Raw genomic sequence first — 20,181 nt, forward strand, 5'->3', positions numbered from 1 at the left:
TTATCCCCCTTATTTCATGTTTAGCCATCAAACTTCAACATCTTAAGTCGGCGGCAATCGATTTTAGATACACGGCATGAAATTGCTCTCCTTCCTTACAACTATAGACTCAGGACTTTTATCCTAATCGTGTTTTTATTATATCGATGTTCGCTTACAAAACGCTTACAAATCGGATTCCAATCATGGTTCCAGTGATTTTTTATTACAAAATCATCGTTTTTTCGACAAACTCCTTTATAATGATGATATCCATCGATACTTGCATTCGGAGAGACACGCCTATGAAGGTTTTGCAAAAAAATTCGCTTTATATCATTTTGTTCGCAATTGTCTGTTTCTTGCTTCTCTATTACGGTACGATATTCTTCGGTCAAAACAAGGAATCGGCCCCGCAAATTCAAAATGGCGTGCTTAACCTTTCCAATTGGGATTTTGACAAAAGCGGCCCCGTGAAGCTGGACGGTGCCTGGGAGCTTTATTGGGGAACACTCCTGGAGCCCGGGCAAGCCGCCGTGCCGACCGGTATTTTTCCGATTTTGTCCTACTGGTCCGGCAGCTTGAACCATACCCTGCTGCAGGCCAAAGGCATGGCGACCTATAAGCTGCATGTCAAGGTCAAGCCTTCGCCTTCCATGGTCTACGGCATCAGGGTCGTGAACATCCAAATGTCCAGCGCCTTGTATGTGAACGGTCTAAAACTGGGGAGCAGCGGCACGCCCGGACCTTCGAGAAGCGAATACAGCCCGGAGAACAAACCCTACATAGCCTACTTCCCTCTTGAAGGGGATACGGCGGACATTATGATTCATGCCGCGAATTACGATTTTATCCAAGGCGGCGTCGCCTCCAGTCTTTATCTTGGAAGCGCGGAGCAGATTAATCGCATCGACAAGCTTTCCACCGGCATCGGCATTGCGCTCGAGGTCTCGATTCTGCTGCTCGGCATTTATCACTTGGGCACTTATGTCACCCGAAAAAAAGAGAAGGGCTTCCTCTATTTCGGGATCTACTGCATTTCCTCTGCGGTCAGCTTTGCGGGCTTGGGCGATAAACCGTTAATGCAAATTTTTGACGGATTCCCTTTTGCGCTTATTCACAAAATTCAAGGGATTTCCATGCACACTTCGATACTGGCCTTGACCTTATTCATAAAGCATGTTTGCTCCGAGCAGGTCCCACGGTGGTTGGTGAAAAGCGTGTTAACCGTCTACGGCGTTTATTCGGTTTATTTCATTCTGGTCCCTTTCCGGGTTTATTCTTATACCACCTTTGTCATGAGCGCCCTGCAGATCGTTATTTATTTCATCATCATCTGGTTGTTGTCCGCCGCGTATATGCGGGGCAACTACGGCAGCTTCAGCAAGCGGAGCCTGCTGATCCTGATTTTGGCTTTCTGCGCTTTGCTTATTTGCATCCTGGACGCTTCCCTTTATCTGCTGCGAATCGTTCCTAAAAATTTTTTGTTCGATTTTTGCGCCATGTCGTTCGTGTTATTGATTTCCTTTATGCTTGCATCCCGGTTCTCCGAAGCTTTTCAAACGATAGAAAAAATGACCCGCAAGCTTAGCGAAAACGACCGGCTAAAGGACGAGTTTCTGATCAATACCACCCATGAGTTTCAAACTCCGCTCAACGGCATCATCAACATCTCCCAGTCTCTGCTCGAAGGAGCCGCTGGGGATGTGAACGAAAAGCAGAAGGAAAACTTGTCCACGATCGTGGCCGTGTCACAGCGGCTGTCTACGCTCGTTCGCGATATTCTGGATCTGGAGCGGATCAAAAGAAATGAAATCCATCTGCAAACGTCCGCGGTCGATGTGAAAGTGCTGATTTCGATTATCATGGATATGTTCAACTATTTAATTTCCGGAAAAAAAGTCAGCCTCATTCAAGACATCCCCGACAACCTGCCTCCGGTGCGCGCGGATGAAAACCGGCTTTGGCAGGTCGTTTACAATGTTGTCGGAAATGCCGTCAAGTTTACCGAACGAGGCGCCGTTACCGTATCCGCTCGTTATCGAAACGGACATGTGGAAATCTCCGTAGAGGATACCGGCATTGGGATACCGCCGTACAGACAGCAGCGTATTATGGAGTCGTTCGGTCAAGCGGATCGCTCGGCCTATGGCGGCATGGGGCTTGGCCTCTCCATTTCCGGCAAGCTGGTTCAGTTGATGGGGGGAGAGCTTCGTTTGGACTGGTCCGAAGAAGGAAGGGGCTCCCGTTTCCTATTTCATTTACCAGCCGCCGGACCCTTCCGGCGGCAACGGGAAGGGAACACCGCCAGTTTTCGTCTGACCCCGAGCGCCGCGGGCGAAGCCGAACCGGAAACGACGGGCAAGAAATTTACCATCCTGGCCGTGGACGACGAGCCGTCCAACCTGCAGGTGCTTTCGGTTCTATTTGCCGGAGAAGCTTACCGGATGCTGAAAACAACCAGCCCTCAGGAGGCGCTTCAGCTCCTGCAAACCTCCGGCGCAATCGATCTTGTCCTGCTGGATGTCATGATGCCGAATTTGTCAGGGTATGAGGTATGCCGGGAAATTCGCAGACAATATACGCTATTCGACCTCCCGATTGTGATGCTGACGGCCCGCAATACCCCCAGCGAGGTGGCCGCGGGCTTTGAAGCGGGGGCCAACGATTTCATCATTAAGCCGTTTAACTCCTCGGAGGTTCGGGCAAGGGTCAACACCCTGCTGCAGTTGAAGCAATCCGTACAGGATGCCCTTGCTTCGGAAATGGCGTTCCTGCAATCCCAGATCAAGCCGCATTTTTTGTTCAATTCCTTGAATGCGATTTTGTCGTTTTGCCGCACAGATAGCGCCCGGGCCGAGCAATTAATTTCCCATCTGAGCGTTTATTTACGAAGATGCTTCGATATCCCGGGCACGGAAGCCTTCGTCACTTTGGAATCGGAGCTTCAGCTTGTCCAAGCTTACGTCGAGATTGAAAAGGCGAGGTTCGAGGAGCGGTTGACGGTGGTCTACGATATTGACCCCGGGCTGCTGCAAACACGGCTTCTGCCTCTCACCATCCAGCCTTTGGTGGAAAACGCGATCCGGCATGGCATTATGAAAAAAGAAAACGGGGGCGTCGTGAAACTTACCGTTAAAGCTGCTGCCGGTTTGGCGCACGTGGAGGTATGGGACAACGGGATCGGAATCCCCGACGGCAAGCTGGCCGCACTGATTGAAAAAAATTACGCGCGCGAAACCGGCGGAGTCGGATTGCCGAATATTCACAGAAGATTGATCAACTGGCTGGGAAATGGCCTGCAGATTGAAAGTGCAGAACAAGAATGGACCAAAATTTCCTTTTATACAAAATGAAACGGTTCAAAAACGAAGGGGTCGGCTATGTTAAGAACTATCCTGATTGATGACGAAAAACCTTCATTGAATTGGCTAAGCCGAATCATCGAGGAACGGAACGAACTTGAGATCGTGGGCTCCTTCACCAGGGTCTCCGAGCTGTTGGAATCTTTTGCGGACCTCCGGCCGGAGCTGGTCTTTCTGGACATTGAAATGCCGGGCGTCCATGGCATCGAGCTGGCCTCCCGTTTGACGGAGCTGGATGAGGATATCGAAATTGTGTTTGTTACCGCCTACCAGCAATATGCTCTGGAAGCTTTTCGGGTCAACGCGACGGACTATTTGCTCAAGCCGGTGCAGCCCGAGGACTTGCAGCGAACGGTGGAAAGGGTAATGAAAAGAAAAAGACCTGCTGTGCGGAAGCCGGAGTCCGGCATCCCGGGAATTTACTGTTTTGGCCAGTTTGGGGTCTATACCGCCTTGAATCCGGCCGAGCCGATCCGGTTCCCGACAGCCAAAACGGAGGAGCTTCTTGCCTTCTTCCTGGTTCACGCGGGGGTGAATATTTCCAAATGGGCGCTGTGCGAAAGCTTATGGCCCGGCTTCACGCCCGAAAAGGCCGAGCAAAATCTGCATACCACGGTCTTTCGTTTGAAAAAGACGCTAAAGCATTACGACATGCCCGTCACGATTCATTCGCAGCGGGGGGTTTACCGTTTCGAGACGGGCATGCGCTGCGATTATTTGGAATTCGACCGTCAGCTCAAGCCGTATTCCATGGGCGACATGCCGCCGGAACAAATGAAAAACATTATTCCGTTATTTCAAGGCCCTTTGTTCGGCGGCAAAGACTATCCATGGTGTGAAGCGGAGAAAGAACGGGTGTACAGCGCAGCGATCGACCTGTCGAAAAGGCTGACCTCGCATTATTTATCCCTGGGCGAAGCTGACAAGTCCATCGAGCTTTTGAAATATATGATCGCCGTCGGCCCCTTTCATGAAGACGTTCATGTGCTTCTGCTTAGCGCCTTCCTTCACCTGAAGGACCGCACCGCTTTCATTACGCATTATGATAAATTCGCCAATCTATTGAGAGCCGAGCTGGATATCGAGCCCGGCCCTGCCGCCAAAGAGCTGCATAGACAAATGCTTCTGAGCTCATCCATTTAAACGTGAGCTCTTCCCCATCAGGAGGCGGCATTCACATCCTGCGGGTTGTTCTTATTACCTTTTACCGATACAACAAAACAAATAAACAATATTAGGCACGCCAGTGTATACGGATAATTAACGTTCAGATCGAATAAAAAACCGGCTACGATAGGACCTGCGATATTGCCAAGACTGGTAAAGGCAGAGTTTAAGCCGGCAACATAGCCTTGCTGATCTTTTGCCACCATTGACATTTGCGTACTGATGGCCGGTCGTAAAATATCGATTGCCAGAAATATAATGAAGGTAACGGCAAAAATCAACCAGAATGTGTGAACAAAAAGCGTCAGCAAAATAAACAAACTGGCAAAAATAAGGCAGAGCGATATGATACGCTGCTCCCCGAAACGCTTCATGATCCAGCTGAAGGCCGTAGCCTGGACCACAGCGCCGGCTATCGACCCGAACGTTATGATAAAGGCGATATCTTTAGGTCCAAACCCAAATTTGTGATCCACAAACAGTCCAAAGATCGTCTCAAAATTAGCAAGCCCAAACGACATGACAAAAACGATGATCAAGCTTAAAAAATAGGGCTCTTTATAAGCGTATCTTAATTGCGAGAGAAGACCGCCCCACTCTCTTGCGTCAGATGGAGTATCAGCTGTATTCTCTTTTGAAGGGAGCGATTCCCGAAGAATAAACAATGTAATACATGCAGCCAAGATCCCCGCAACCGCCGCGGCGTAAAAGGGCACGCGGATGCCGAATTCGGCAATATAACCGCCAATACCAGGTCCGATAATAAAGCCTGTTGTAATGGCTGCGTTAATGTAGCCCATCCCCGCCGCCCTTTCTTCCTTTGTCGTGATATCCGCCGCGTAAGCCATAACGGCCGGCATAATCATTGCAGCACTAATGCCGCCGAGCAGCCTGGAAACAAACAGTAGAGCAGGTGAACTTGCTATCCCGAACAGCACTTCAGAGAAGGCGAACACGGTCAAGCCGATGACAATCATTCTTTTTCTACCGAAGGAATCGGCCAACCGGCCGGCCAACGGCGAACAAAGAAGCTGCGTCAATGAAAAAGCCGCAACCAACAGGCCCATAATCCCCCCGGTTATGCCCAAGCTTTCCATGAACTTGGGCATAATGGGGACGATAAGCCCGATCCCCGAGAAAACCAGAAATAGATTGAACACGAGAATCAGTAAGGCGCCCCGATTTTTCGATAATAATTTCATTCTTACATTCCTCCATACTTCTGTAACAAAATACTGAATATTTATTCAGGATAGCGGCAAAAAAAAGAGCTAGCGGGTGCGGGTTGGCTTCGCAATGCCATGCAGAAACACATCCATAGCTAATCGATAGGCCTCCAGCGCTTCCTCTCTTTCCATTCTCCGGCTATGTTGATTCAATCCAAGCATCAAACTATCCAAAATAATGGCGAGCCCGGTAACATTGGTAGTTTCGAATTCATGGTTATCGATCCCCCTCTGCAGCAACTGCCGATTAAAGTCAAGATAGCCTTTGACCATTTCATGAATTCGCTCCTCTACATCCGGAGCTTTCTCGGAGTTGTTGAAAAATTCATCGGCGGCCTTGGTTAGCGGATGATTAAGTTGATCAAGCGCCAAATGCTCCGCCATACCATATAATTTATCGATCGCGGTGGGATACAGCGTTTCTTTGTCCAGCCATGTCTTATCCCATTCCGTGTTCCACTCTTCAAGTAAATATAAAAAAAGCCCTTCCTTGTTCTTGAAATGATAATAAATGTTCCCTGCGCTGCACCCGGTCGCTTTCACGATATCTTCTATGGATGTTGCTTTATAGCCTTTTTGGGCAAATAAAGCTCTTGCAGCATCAGCGATCTTCTTCTTCGTTTGCTCGGTTTGCTGTTTCTTTTTATTCACATCTATTTCACCACTTTTCTGGATGACAGATTCTTTAAAGAGGATGCCCGTATAACACTGAACTTTTATTCAGTATTATAGGCGATGAACGAAGTCTTTTGCAAACCTTATCTCATCAATTCCCAAAATACGGATTTCCATAAACGTAAGGATTTGTAGGCACTTTTTGGGTATCTATCGATTTGGCATCGATAGCCAATACGCTTTTGCCGTCAAAATTACGTTTTTTAATGGTGCCGAGAACGACCACATACATATCGTTTTGCCATTGCTCGGGGGTGTCGGTTTCTACAATGATAGCAAGCGGTACGGAGTCTGCGACACAGCACCGCATCGCGAATCTTCCCACGGCAAATTGGTTTTTATTCATACTGTCGAGACGGTAAACATAACCGCTAATCTGCACCTTTTTACCAATAAACTGCTCTTGATACAAGTCCATCGACGTCAGCGATTCAATATAAATATCATCGTTAATCGAAATGAGAGGCTGATTGTACATATCCGCAGCCTGTTTGGCATAGGGCCTTGTGTATTCATTGAACGGAAAAGACGGTCCCGAATCCAATTGTAACTTATGATTGGGAATTAAGTTTGGAGCTGCATCACCGGAATTGCTAGTAAGCAATATGCCTGAAGGGGTTAAATTCAACCCTTTTTTGGCCGCCATCTGACTCCCTAATACCGCATCGGGAATGAAAAAGGCAAGAACAAGCGGAACGATCAAAGCCGCGTACATGATAATAACGCTTGGTTTCCATTGATCGTGACTATGTGCTGAACAAGTACAAGTGACAGCAGCAGTTTTCTTGTTGGACAAGACATCTCGAACCGCCAAATAAAGCTGGTGCATGGCCAGTACATACAGACCAAAGGCAAGACCTTTTACCCAAAGCTCCATTCTTGGAGCCACATAATAGCTCAACGCATCCGACCGGCTAATCCGGACAATAAAAAAAACAAATGCGATCAAGACCGCAGCTCGAATCGTTCGATGCGCAAACGCGGAATTTATTTTCATGATGACCCCGCCTCCATGTTATAAGTGCATATACAGTTGATCGAAGGCGACAGACCCCAACAGAACAACGACCGCTGAAATGATCAGAACCGTAGCGACGGTTTTGAAGCGAAAGACTTTTAGCAGCATCAAAGTGCTTTTGATATCCAGCATGGCGCCAAATACGAGAAAAGCAAGCACTGAGCCTAAACTGAAATCGGGAATGAACGTAGCTCCGACAAAGGAATCTGCTGTGGAGCAAATGGATAGCACATAGGAAAGCCCCATCATAAACAAATGCGGGGTCCAGTCCCCATCACTTAACGTAAGAAGCCACTTCTTGCTTACAACGGTTTGCAGCAAAGCTGTGACGGTAGCGCCCAAAACTAAATATTTGCCTACATCAAACATTTCAATGGCGGCATGCTCCAACGTTTCATGCAATTTCGTTTTCCATGCTGCGTTTGGCGCTTTGTTGGAATGCGGGGGCTTGATGTTTTTTTTGCCTGCAGCGGCCTGCTCATTAGCGTTGTTCACAGTATTACGGAGCGCAGAAGCTTGTACTCCCCAAGAAGCCCATAGCCCAATGAAGGCCGATGCGGCAAACGCCAGCACCATGCGGGAGATAGCCATCTCTGGCTGGGCCTGAAAGGCCACGAACGTGGAAGTAAATACGACCGGATTGATGACCGGCCCTGCCATCATAAACACAATGCCGATATAAGGCGGCATGCCTTTGCGAATCAACCGGTGCACAACAGGAATGATCCCGCATTCGCAAAGCGGAAAAATGATACCCAGCAAACATCCGAAAAGGATGCCGGGAATCGTTTTTTTCGGTATCCATCGCTGCAGCAGTTGATCACTAACCAGCGTTTGGAGCAAAGCAGAAATCACGACACCAAGTAAAATAAAGGGAAACGATTCGAGTAAAATGCCAACCATCATGGTGCGAAAATCACTTAGAAAACTCATCAGGCCACCTCATCAAGAATAAATCATCACAAAAACAACAAATTTTAAATTCGGATCATTTGTTTACCGTGTTTTTCCCTTTATTTAGTTTAACTTCGGATTGTTATATCAACATCAACGCATGATTAAGAAAATACGAAGACTACTTCAAAAGCCCTCTTTTCCTTTACAAAAACATCACCTCTATTTAATCTCACAAAAACAAAATACAAATAAAATGCAATAAAACAACTATAAAAACAACTAATTATTATGTTTTTGTATTGTTTTATTGTTAAAGGAGGGAATGCCTATCTAAGCCATCGGTACGAGCACACACGAAGCTATGTACATCAATCCATCATTCAAGCTTATGAAAAGGAGGACTTCACTTGTTGAAGGCCAAGAAATTCGTATCCGCATTCCTTGCTTGCACCATAGCAACTTCTGTTGTTAGTTCAGCAGGAGCAGGCTCTATCCCGGCAGCGATCGCAGCAGCTACAGTCGATACGCCGGTCGTTTCCGTACCCGCAGGACGCTATGAGCAATCTGTTACCGTTGCGCTCAGCTCCACCACATCAGGTGCCGACATCTATTACACGTTGGACGGGACCATGCCTGACGAAACAAGCCTTAAGTTTAACGGAACGCCGATTGTCCTTACGGAGTCGACGAATATCTCAGTGATCGCCTTGAAAGACGGCGTCTGGAGTAAACCCGCTACATACGGCTACATCATCAAAACAACCGAAAAACCGCTGCTGAAATTCGCCGCGATGTCGGATATCCATGTCGGTCCCGGCACGGAGGCTGAGAATGCCAAGACACGCGCAAGGTATGCCAGCAATTTCGATGTTCTTTCTTCCATCTTTCCCAATCCGGACGCCATAGTTATTGCAGGCGACATCATCAATGACAACGGTGATGGCAAAGGGCCGGATCATCAGTTTGCACGCGATGTTCTGCAAGAACAATTGGCACGCAAAAATTGGTCGGGCACGCCCGTTCAGATTGCGATCGGCAACCATGACGCAAGCGTAGCCGAAGTGAAAAACTATTACCCGGCGGAATGGTTTACGGATCAGCCGAATGGCTATTACGAGAAAACGATCGGCGGCTATTCGTTTTTCTTTTTGAACGGAAACAATTATAACGGCGACACCGGACAAAGAAACTGGCTGAAGGGTCGGCTCGCAGCCATAACAGCCGATCCGGCGAATCTGAATAAGCCGATCTTCATTACTTTGCATCATCCTGTGTCCGGCACCGCCATGGACGGCCAGCAAGGAAGCAATCAGAACCTGTATACGGATTTGAAGGATTATCCGCAAGTCTTTGTTTTATCCGGCCATTCGCATTTGAATATTAACGATGATCGTTCGATCTATCAGAAAGATTTTACCGCTGTCAATCTTGGGTCCATGTCATACATCGAGGTAGATCATGGCTATTCCGCTGTCACGGAAGAAGGATTGATGGATGGGCGATTCGAATTCCCTGTCAACCAATCCCAACTCATTGAAGTATACAAGGACCGTGTAGAGATTGAACGCGTGGAGTATAACGGAGATCCTGGCTCTATCTATCTGGGTGGTAAATGGCAAGGCAATAATTCCCCAACACCTTATAACAGTGCCGGCGCATTAGCGGGAAAAAAATGGGTAGTGAAATTAATAGGCAATACGAAGGATGAAATAAAAAGCAATTTCACGTATACCTCAAGCAACCGCAACAAAACGGCACCGCAATTCCCTGCGAATCCCGACCTTAAAGTATTGCCGGGTTCGAATAACGTGCCGATGCTCTCGTTCAAGCAAGCCAAGGACGATCAATCCATGCATCATTATGAAATCAAAGTGTATAACCAGCGTACGGCGGAAGTCGCAAAGTCGTACAATGTTTTATCGGACTTTTATTTCTCTCCGATTCCGAACAAAATGAATATCCCGATACCGGGTCTGAGCCCGGCTACGTCCTACGTCCTTACCATAGCGGCAGTGGATGCTTACGGCAACAAAAGCGCGCCTTTGCAGACTTACTTACGAACGGAAGGCACGGCACCGGAATTGACGCCGATCGATCCTAGTACGATGTGGAAGCAGCTTGTGTCCGACATGAAATTTGACGGCAATTTGAATGATGATGCTGCCGGTGCAACAGGTCTGGCCACCTCTGTCGGTAATGTCACCTATGTGGCAGGCAGATCCGGTCAAGCGGCCAGCATTGCGTCCGGCAATGCCAATTATATCGATCTTGGAGAAAGATCCGACTTGAAGTTCGGTAATGGCGATTTCACCGTATCGTTCTGGCACGCCGGCAATTTGGCAGGCGATCAGACGGTAATCTCTAACAAAGACTGGAATTCCGGTAAAAATGCCGGATGGTATATTGGGCCTGCGACTACGAACAACATGACGCTTAACATGGCAGACGGCACCAATCGTATCGATTATTCGGCTCAAAGTGTAGGGACAGAATGGCACCACTTCACCATATCCGTAGACAGGACGAACAAGACGGCCACCACTTACGTCGACGGTGTCATGAAGGCGACCAAGGATATCACCGCACTGGGTACGTCCAGTATGGATACTCCTTATCACGTCATCATCGGTGCAGACGGTAATAAAGGAAACGGCGGAGCAACCGTTACGCTGGACGACTTAAAGATTTGGAAGCGCGCCCTATCCGCCACGGAAGCCAAAGCGTTATCCGATTCGTACCAGTCGACAACTTTGTACAACTTTAAGCAATTGACAGGTAAAATTCAGGAAGCTGAACAATTCACTGCGTATGTCAAAGGAACTACAGGATTATCACTTCCCGTACAGGCACAAAATGAACTGGAGGCTCGACTTGCTAACGCCAAGGCTATTACTTCTGGCGACAGCGCGGCTGCGATCGATCAAGCCTATCTCGATTTGATGTGGGCTTTGCAAACTGCCAAGAATAGCATCATCTATACATTCATTCCAAAAACGGCTTTTTCTATCCATTCTTTCAGCTCTTATGCGGACAATGAGAACGCTGTAGCAAGCAACATCTTGGACGGTCAAGAAACAACCATCTGGCATTCCAAATGGGAAGCGCCTGCTGCACCATTCCCGCACTGGGTCATTATCGATATGGAGAGCACGTATAAACTGAATGGTATCCAGAGAAAGAGCCGACCTAACCAAAGTGCGATGGAATTTCCGAAAACATTCGAATTGTACGCGTCCGATAACCCGACCGACTTAAACGATCCTGCTTTCTTGAGCAATACGGCCAACAAAGCCTCCGGCACGTTTGGGAAAACTTGGACAGGCAACGTATATACAGACTTTGTCTCTGTGGATAAGGCTGTGCAGGGCCGCTATGTAAAATTCGTAGTTACCGGAACCTACAATACGGATCCATCCAAAACATTTACAAGCATGAGCGAGATCGATTTTACCGGTGATAAGGTTGCAAGCGGGAACGCGAACCTGACGGATCTGAAAATTAACGGTGTCTCGGTAGACGGCTTCACAGCGAATACATTGGAGTATTCGCTGAACGTTCCGAATAGCGTGACGAATGCAAAAGTTACCTATACGACTTCAGAACCTCAGTCAACGGTAGTAGTCAATGGCGGCTCCAACCTCCAGGTTGGCAATAATGTCGTGACAGTGACCATAACAGCACCGAACGGAAACGTCAGATCGTATGTCATCCATCTGAACCGCGCCGACATATCGCCCGCTTCTTTAAGTGATTTGCGCGTTAACGGGGTGACGTTGAGCGGTTTCGCATGGGATAAGTTTGACTATTCGTTATCGGTCCCGTATGAGACCACGGTGACAAGCATAACTTATTCGACAGCAAGTCCTGCTTCAACCGTGGTGGTTACTGGCGGAGATCAATTAATTGTCGGTAAAAATTCGGTTTCGGTTACGGTAACAGCTCAAGACGGGACTAAGAACATGTATAGCATCGTGATTACCAGACAGCCTCAGGGGCTATCGTCCGATAGTTCCCTGCTCGATCTGTGCGTAAACGGAAAGACGTTGGATGGATTCGCTTCAGACAAGCTCAATTATTCATTGCCGGTACCGTATGAGACTACGGTGACAAGCATAACTTACTCAACAGCAAATCCAGTTGCAACCGTTGTGATTGCCGGTGGCGATAAATTAATTGTCGGAGTAAATACGGTTACGGTTACGGTAACCGCTCAAGACGGAACGAAGAGTATGTATAGCATCGCGATAACCAGACAACCTCAAGCGCTATCGTCCAACGCGAACCTGCTTGATTTGCGTGTCAATCATATCGCATTGAACGGATTCGCACCGGACAAGCTGAGCTATACGGTTGATGTCTCCTATGGCACAACGGTAGCGGCGGTGACTTATTCCGCCGAGCATGCCACATCCCAAGTCGTTGTTACTGGCGGCAGCAGCCTGCTCGTCGGCTCGAATCGCATCTCTGTCCTTGTCACTGCACAGGACGGAACGACTAAAGAATATGTGATACTAGTTAATCGATTGCCCGATTCGTCAGGGTCATCGGAATCGTCATCTTCATCTCCAACGGCAGTAGTACCGCCAAAGAAGCCGGAGCTGCCGGGTAACTCAGCTGTGATCAAGGACGAAGACCTGCAAAAGAACTCTGCATCCATATCCGTCGCACTGACGGAAGGACAGAATCGCATTATCATTCCAATCGCGCAGGTAGACCAGCTTAAAGGGCGTCCATTAAATGTCCAGGCGAGCGATGTAAAACTGATCGTTCCCGCTGATCTGTTGAAATCTGCAACCAGCTTGCTGCCATCTGTTGACGACTCCGCTATGATTACGGTGAAAATTGAACCGGTCTCAGCAGAACAAGCGAACCTGACACTAAAAAAAGCGAGCAGCAAGGATAACGGTCTTTATACGCTGGGCGGAAAGGTATTCGACCTCGCGATCTTCGTGACCGATGCAGGCGGGAAGCAGTATGAAATGAATGAGTTGAAAAAGCCTGTAACCATTACATTCCCGATTCCAGTTGGAATGAATCCGAAGCTGGCCGGTATCTATAAGATTCTGGATGACGGAAGTCTTACGTACTTGGGCGGAACGCTTACAAACGGCAATACCGCAATTGAAGTCGGAATTGACCGTCTCGGCCATTACGCAGTCCTTTCATTGGAAAAAAATTATAGTGATGTACTAAGCATGCATTGGGCATACTCGACGATTCAAGAGCTGTCCGCCCGGCATATCGTGAACGGAGTGACGAACTCGAGCTTTGCACCAGCCCAAGATGTTTCCCGTGCTGAGTTTGCATCGCTTCTCGTACGGACACTTCATCTCAAGTCTTCCGAGACGGCTCCGTTCGGTGACGTGGCTGGAAACGCATGGTATGCCAAGGAAGTATCCGCAGCTTATAAAGCAGGCATTATCACAGGTGATTCCCGACAAATGTTCGATCCGAATCGAAGCATTACCAGAGAAGAGATGGCCATTATGCTTGTCCGCGCTTATGAATATCGAACGGGTGTAAAATTAGAAAAAGCTTCAACGGAACTCTCTGATGCTTCAATGATCAGCGATTGGGCTTTGCCTTATGTTCATAGTGCAGTCAAAGCGAAGCTGTTGACGGGACGCCAAGAAGGGCTGTTCGTACCGGCTGAACACACGACACGAGCAGAAGCGGCTCAAGCGGTTTACAACTTATTGAAATAAAAAGAAACACCCCCTCAAAGTGGTGTCATGGCTTCAAAGCCGATTCAGGTACTTTGCGGGGGGCCCGAAATTAAAACTTCTATAAAGTTGTCGCCAACCAGCTGTATGAGAGGCTGGCTGGCGATCTTCTGTACATCGAGTAGCCCCGCCTTCACCCCCAATCGAACAGCAACAAAGTATTGCATAGAGGTCTGCCAACAAGGCAAGCTATTACCGTGTTCATCTCTTCGCCTTATAAAACTCATGATACAGCTTCATGAGCGCCCGCTTCTCGATCCGCGACACGTAAGAGCGCGAGATGCCGAGCTCCTTGGCGATTTCCCGCTGTGTACGCTCTTCTCCGCCATGCTCGAGTCCAAAGCGGCCCACCACGACTTCCTTTTCCCGCTCGTCGAGAATATCCAGATTTTTGTAAATCTTGCTCTTCTCGATCTTGAGCTGCACTTTATCCACCACCTCGTCGGAGTCCGTGCCGAGGATATCTATGAGAGTGATTTCATTTCCCTCCTTATCTGTCCCAATCGGATCGTGCAGCGATACGTCCTTGCGGGTCTTTTTTAGCGAGCGAAGATGCATCAGAATTTCATTCTCGATACACCGCGCCGCGAAGGTCGCCAGCTTGGTCCCTTTGTCGGGGGAAAACGATTCAATCGCTTTGATCAAACCGATCGTACCGATGGAGATCAAATCCTCCAGATCCTCTCCCGTATTATCGAATTTCTTGACGATGTGCGCGACAAGCCGAAGGTTATGCTCGATGAGCACATTGCGCGAGTGTTGATTGCCTTGAGCCATCAGCTTCAAATGCTTTTCTTCTTCATCCTCCGCCAAGGGCTGGGGAAACGCGTTGTTTTTTACGTAGGAAACGAGCAAAGTAAGCTGTTTAATAAACAAAGCTACGGCACTGAACAATCCGGGCATTCCAGCCACCCCCTAAGGTGTTTGCCGATCACAGTCTCGGAAATCTCCGCGCAAAGATTAGTATTAGTGTATGTGGGCGAAAGCCCGGAAGTGCCTGTACACAAAAGTTTACATCCATCGAAGAAAAAGAGACATTAAAAAAAGAGGGCAAGATTCTACCCTCCTTACTTTTCCCAATGTCTTGGGTGGCCGGGTTAGTCGATGTGTGCGACGGCGCGGATTTCAATCAGTTGATGAGGGAACGCCAGACCCGACACGCCGATGAGAGTGGCGGCCGGCCGATGGTCGCCCACATACTCCTTGTACAGAACGATGAACTGCTCGAAATGCTCTTGCGGGTTTGTTAGAAAGACTTCCATCTCAGCAATGTTCGACCTCGTGACACCAAATCCCGCTAGCACGCGATCGAGGTTCTCCAGCGTCTGCCGGGTCTGTGCCTCGATATCGCCCTCGCCAACGAATGCCCCCTGCATATCGTGGGAAAATTGTCCAGAAATGTAAATGGTGCCGTTAGCACTGTAGCCTTGGGTGACGCCGAAAGCTTCTTCCCAGGCAACACCGTGATTGTAGGTTTTGGCAATAGTCATTTTTTTCTCTCCTTTACTTCAAAGTAAGGTCAGTATAAACCGGGCACAAATAAAAAGGTAGTACGCACTTTTTTGATAGGTACTACCCGAAAGGATAGTGTATTCAAGTTCCCCTTAAAGTCGAGTACAGTCTCACAGATAAAGCGGAAACATGATCTCGCAAAAAAGAGACCTTCCCCCGCGAAGGGAAATGTCTCCAATGGCAAAACATTTTGCATCGTTTTATTCCGATTTTTTAAAAAACACTCTTAAAGATAAATATAAAGTCGAACTTAGAAGAGTTAACCCAACGACATTCCAAATTAGTTCCATAGAAACACCGTCCAATCTCAGCTCATGAATCTATAATACTACTATTGGAATTATTTGTCGAATTCGATAGGTATTTTAGACCAATTACAGTTGATTGGTACAACTTCTCTATGTTTTAGGGTTCCACATTATTTTAAAATATTTGGTTGTTTTCGCCAAATAGTAGTGCAAACTTTAATGCTTTATGCTCAATGAACACATTGCATAAAAAAAGACATTCCCTCGAGAAGAGAGAATGCCTCCGTGCTGGTGTGCTGAGTTAACCTCCGTTGATGACAGAAAGGTCGGATGGCGGTATTTGCATGTTCTTTGGCCGCATAGTCCGCGCCCTTACTTGTTCACATTTTTATTGTATAAATTGCCGCCGCCGATTCGGACGTCGTCGTGCGCTTTTGTGCCCGTAGCGGCGCTTGTGGCATTGACAACGTATCCCGGCACGTTATCGAGATTCACCTTATTGTTATAAAACGTATTGTCCTTTCCGGTCGGGTACTTGGAGCCGTGTGTCCGCACCTGAAACGCATCCGCCACCTTCGCATTCCCGTTCCGGTAGCCCTCGTTAAAGCGAATCACGGAATTGACGCCCTTCACGTCAATGAAGCTATCGGCGCTGTTGTCTCCTGTCATGCCGGTCCCGTTGAAATAGCAATTCTCCACCACAGTGCCGTCGGCGCCCTCCTTGATATCGATGTGCTCCGCCGTAATCCCGCCGTCGAAGACGGTGTGCCGGATCGTATTGCCGATCACGATATGCTCGTATGGCGAGCTCTCGTCCGAGCCGACATAAGCTCCTTCCCCATACCCCGGCTGGTAGTTGCCCGTATCGTAAATTTTGGAGTATTCCAGCGTATTGTACGAGCTGCCATCCCGAAAATGGACGCCTTCGTCCCCGATCCGATGTACTTCAACGTTGTTCAGCAGGTTGTTGTTGCCGTTATCGACCACGATCCCCTTTTGGGCGTTTGTAATGATCAGATCGCGGATTTCCCAATAATCCCCCGTCAAATGAATGCCGTAGGACCCGTCGTTTACCGCTTTTCCCGTTAAAATCGCCCGGTTCCCGGGATCGCAGCTTTTCAGCACAATGTGAGCGGCAGCCGTCCCGTTTTTCGGCGAAAAGAACAGCCCGGGCCCATAAGGATCATCCGGCGTTCTGGGCGTATCCCCGGACGTCGACACGTCGCCGAGATAAGTTCCCGGAGCGATGCTGATGATATCGCCGGGCTTCGCGTTTTTCATCGCGTTTTGAATCGCCGGCGTCGAATTCAGCGCGCCCGAGCACCCGGCTCCGACCGCATCCGTCGTCGCGCTCGCCGGATTGCTGGCGCCGGAAGCGTTGCCGGCCGCATCCTTCGCTTTGACCGTGAACGTGTACGCCGTATTCGGACTTAATCCGCCGGCGGTCGCGGTTGTTCCCGTCACCGTAGCGGCCAACGCCGAGCCGTTATACACCTCGTAGGCCGCGACACCCGTATTGTCGGTAGAGGCATTCCATGCGAGCGATACGCTGGAGGAGGTTTTGCCCGTAACCGACAGCCCGGTCGGAACTGAAGGCGGCTGCGTATCGCCGCTGCTTCCCCCTGCATTCACGACAAGAACGGGGCGTATCGCCGCATTGGCATGTTCCTTGGTCGCGTAATCGGCGCCAAAATCCTCGTCCAAGCCGACAAGCCGGAAGCTGACGGTTCCATCGGTCTGGCTTTTCACAAAAGCGGTCGCATCAAAGCTGACATACGCGTCCTTTTGGTTGACGGTTGCCGTACCTACGAGGGTTCCTGCTTCTGTGGGCTGGTTCGCGGCGTTAATCGCCGTTTCGCTCCACGCGTCGTTTTGCAGCCCTCTGGCTTCCAGCTTGTAGGACGTCGTGTTGCTGTGAATATTCGTGACATACAGCTTCAGGGTCGCCGAGCTGATGTTTCCGCTGATCGAAGATAGATTGAATTTCACATAGCCTTTGCGGTCGTAGGAGGCATTGGAGGCTCTGAGCTTGACGCTCATGGTATCCGAGGAACCGTAGTTGTCGTTGGCATACGTCCCGCCTCGAACGAAGCTGTCTTCCGCTGCCGTCAACGTAACCGGCACAGGGTTCTGCGTGCCTCCGCTGGTCGTTACCTTAACGGCATTGCTCGCTGTGGAAACGTTGCCGGCCGCATCCTTCGCCTTGACTGTAAACGTGTACGCCGTATTCGGGCTCAGCCCGCTGACCGTCGCGCCGGTGCCGGTCACGGTGGCAGCCAGCGCTGTGCCGTTGTAGACGTCATAGCCCGTGACGCCGAAGTTGTCCGTGGAAGCATTCCAGGAAAGCGACACCGAGGAGGACGTGACGCCGGTTGCCGTCAAATTGGCCGGTGCCGACGGCGCTTGCGTATCCCCGGGGTTGCTGCCTTTGCAATTCAATACGGCCGTTCCGCCGCCCAACAGAGAACTTCCCGAAAACGTCAAACAGTCGTAGACGCCTTTGTTCGAAGCGAGCGCATAGTCCACTTTCTCATTATCGGTCCAAGTGCCGATCAGCGTCCCGGCCGGCTTCTCCAGGTGTGCCCACTTGCTTCCGTCCCAGCCGATTTGATAGATGCGGTGAGGATCGTTGTAAGGCGCATATGTTGTGTAGCTTCCGCCGTCCGTTTCCTGCTTGCTCATCGTGTTGTTGAAAAACACATTCTGCTCGCCGGTCGAGCCCGACCATTTGGACGCGTGAGGCCCTGCACCGTACCAGATGGGGTACCATGTTCCGCCTTCCGGCTCCGAGCCGCCTTCTCCCTCGCCCCAGCTGCGATGCCGGAATGGAACGGTAATGACGTTGTTCTCGATGAGATTGCGGCGCTCCCAGCCGCCGTGCAGATTCATATCCACTGTCATCGTATTGCCCGAGACGACGTTGCCCGTGGCCGACCATTGCAGTGTCAGATGGCGGACGCGGTCGATCGTATTGTTCATAATTTTGCTGTCATACAATTTGGAGCCGCGGAAGTAGCCGTGGCCGCCTTTGCCTTTGTTCCACGAACCGAAAATGACATTGTCCCGAAACTCCATATATCTGGCGAATTCGGTGACAATCGGGTGCGAGCCCGTCATGTAGGTGCGGATCCCCTTCACCCAGCCGTTTTGCGCCCATTTGAACACAATCGCATGGATCGCGTATTCCGGGGCCTCGTTCATATATTTCAAGCCGACGCCGTTCGGATTGGTGGCCGGATCGTAATCGTTTACATTTTTATTGCTGTACTGCGTGTAAGAAATATCTTGCGTAAAATAAAAATTTTCAAAACCGACGCCTTCCACGAGCTTGATCGGCATGACCTTGCTGTAGTAGGTCGTTCCCAGAATCGCTCCGCCGTTGCTGTACGGAATGTCAAATTCCAGCGGCTTGTCGATCGTCAGCGTATCTCCGTTCAGACTTGTCACTTTGAACATTTGGCTGCGCATGTGCTGATTGATCCGGTAATTTTGCGGAGCGCCCATCATTTGATAAAAGTCCGCCGTATTGGCCGCTCCGACGTAGACCGTGTCCCCGGCCTTGAATTTTTTGCCGCCTCCGCTGGCCAGCTTAATTTGATTGCCGCCCTTCGTTCCGCCGCCGGCATTCGCTACTTTGACGCCGGCTTTCCAATGAAAGTTGATGCTGCCTTCATAGTCGGGCTCGCCCGGATCTTTGTCCCGATCCTCCACGCGAAAAGCGCCGTACCCCGGCCACAGCTTGCCGTCGATGACGGGCAGGCCGTTATCCGATGTGTACGTGCTGGCAGGCCTGAATACCATCTTCGTTCCCGTAGCCGGATCGGTGCCTGCGCCCCGGAAGGTTACCCAGCTGGCATCCGCCCGGATGAATTTGCTCAGATTGATCTCTCCGGCGGGAAATTGCATAATCGCCCGGTTCGTCTCGCTGACCTTGGCGCCGTTGACGGTTAACGAGCCGCTGCGGATCGCGTCGATGACCGCCTGCAGCGCATCGGAATCGTCCTTGCCGTCATTAGCCTTTACGCCTTTGGATGCCAGATCGATGACCGTCCCTCCGGTCGGCAGCGGCGCTCCGCCCTTGTAGCCCGCATGGGACCAATCCGGAAGCGACGGGTGCACCCCGGCGGCCTCCGCCTGCGAAGCCGAAAAAAAGCCCCAGGAAGTCATGACAATCGCCGCGCTCAGCATCAATGTCAAACCATTTCTTGGTGCCAATATAAACAATCCTCCTTCTGGTAAATAGATTTTGCTGCCTTGTTTAGCTGCCTTACTTGGACGGGTCACCGGGTATCGTACCGGCCGATGAATCGTATGAAATCCCCCCTTTTATCGGTGAATGGAACACCATTTTCTGGGATGCATGATAAAATA

Annotated in this window: 10 protein-coding genes; 3 read left to right on the forward strand and 7 right to left on the reverse strand. The window is 49.7% G+C overall.

Going from position 1 to position 20,181, the window contains the following annotated elements:
* The first annotated feature begins 284 nt into the window (after positions 1-284).
* A complete protein-coding gene (locus tag QMG93_RS12525; RefSeq protein WP_281936871.1) occupies positions 285-3,335 on the forward strand; it encodes an ATP-binding protein in 3,051 nt (1,016 codons plus the stop codon).
* Between the two features lie 27 nt (positions 3,336-3,362).
* Positions 3,363-4,487 carry a response regulator gene (locus tag QMG93_RS12530; protein WP_281936873.1) on the forward strand — a complete coding sequence of 375 codons (1,125 nt, stop codon included), beginning with the start codon at positions 3,363-3,365 and terminating at the stop codon, positions 4,485-4,487.
* A gap of 17 nt (positions 4,488-4,504) precedes the next feature.
* Here QMG93_RS12530 and QMG93_RS12535 read toward each other — a convergent pair whose 3' ends face one another.
* From QMG93_RS12535 to QMG93_RS12550, 4 genes are all read right to left on the reverse strand, one after another.
* Entirely contained in the window at positions 4,505-5,713 is a 1,209-nt protein-coding gene (locus QMG93_RS12535) for an MFS transporter (RefSeq protein WP_281936876.1), read from the reverse strand.
* A 69-nt stretch (positions 5,714-5,782) separates the two neighbouring features.
* Positions 5,783-6,388: a TetR/AcrR family transcriptional regulator gene (locus QMG93_RS12540; RefSeq protein ID WP_281936877.1), complete on the reverse strand. Its 606-nt coding sequence runs from the start codon at positions 6,386-6,388 to the stop codon at positions 5,783-5,785.
* Positions 6,389-6,503: 115 nt separating this feature from the next.
* Positions 6,504-7,409 (reverse strand): TIGR03943 family putative permease subunit, encoded by a 906-nt coding sequence (locus QMG93_RS12545; protein ID WP_281936879.1) that lies wholly within the window; start codon positions 7,407-7,409, stop codon positions 6,504-6,506.
* Positions 7,410-7,427: 18 nt separating this feature from the next.
* A complete protein-coding gene (locus tag QMG93_RS12550) occupies positions 7,428-8,363 on the reverse strand; it encodes a permease (protein ID WP_281936881.1) in 936 nt (311 codons plus the stop codon).
* A gap of 371 nt (positions 8,364-8,734) precedes the next feature.
* On the opposite strand from QMG93_RS12550, the gene QMG93_RS12555 reads away from it, so the two are divergent.
* Positions 8,735-14,032: a cadherin-like beta sandwich domain-containing protein gene (locus tag QMG93_RS12555; RefSeq protein WP_281936883.1), complete on the forward strand. Its 5,298-nt coding sequence runs from the start codon at positions 8,735-8,737 to the stop codon at positions 14,030-14,032.
* Between the two features lie 219 nt (positions 14,033-14,251).
* On the opposite strand, the gene sigK is transcribed toward QMG93_RS12555, so the two are convergent.
* The 3 genes from sigK to QMG93_RS12570 all read right to left on the reverse strand — a co-directional run bounded on the left by sigK (position 14,252) and on the right by QMG93_RS12570 (position 20,025).
* Positions 14,252-14,953, reverse strand: coding sequence for an RNA polymerase sporulation sigma factor SigK (gene sigK, locus QMG93_RS12560; protein ID WP_281936885.1), 702 nt, complete (start codon positions 14,951-14,953; stop codon positions 14,252-14,254).
* A 194-nt stretch (positions 14,954-15,147) separates the two neighbouring features.
* Entirely contained in the window at positions 15,148-15,540 is a 393-nt protein-coding gene (locus QMG93_RS12565) for a RidA family protein (protein WP_281936887.1), read from the reverse strand.
* A gap of 642 nt (positions 15,541-16,182) precedes the next feature.
* Positions 16,183-20,025, reverse strand: coding sequence for a DNRLRE domain-containing protein (locus QMG93_RS12570; protein WP_281936889.1), 3,843 nt, complete (start codon positions 20,023-20,025; stop codon positions 16,183-16,185).
* Positions 20,026-20,181: the final 156 nt, after the last annotated feature.

The sequence above is a fragment of the Paenibacillus tyrphae genome (assembly GCF_027925525.1).
Lineage (GTDB): Bacteria > Bacillota > Bacilli > Paenibacillales > NBRC-103111 > Paenibacillus_G > Paenibacillus_G tyrfis_B.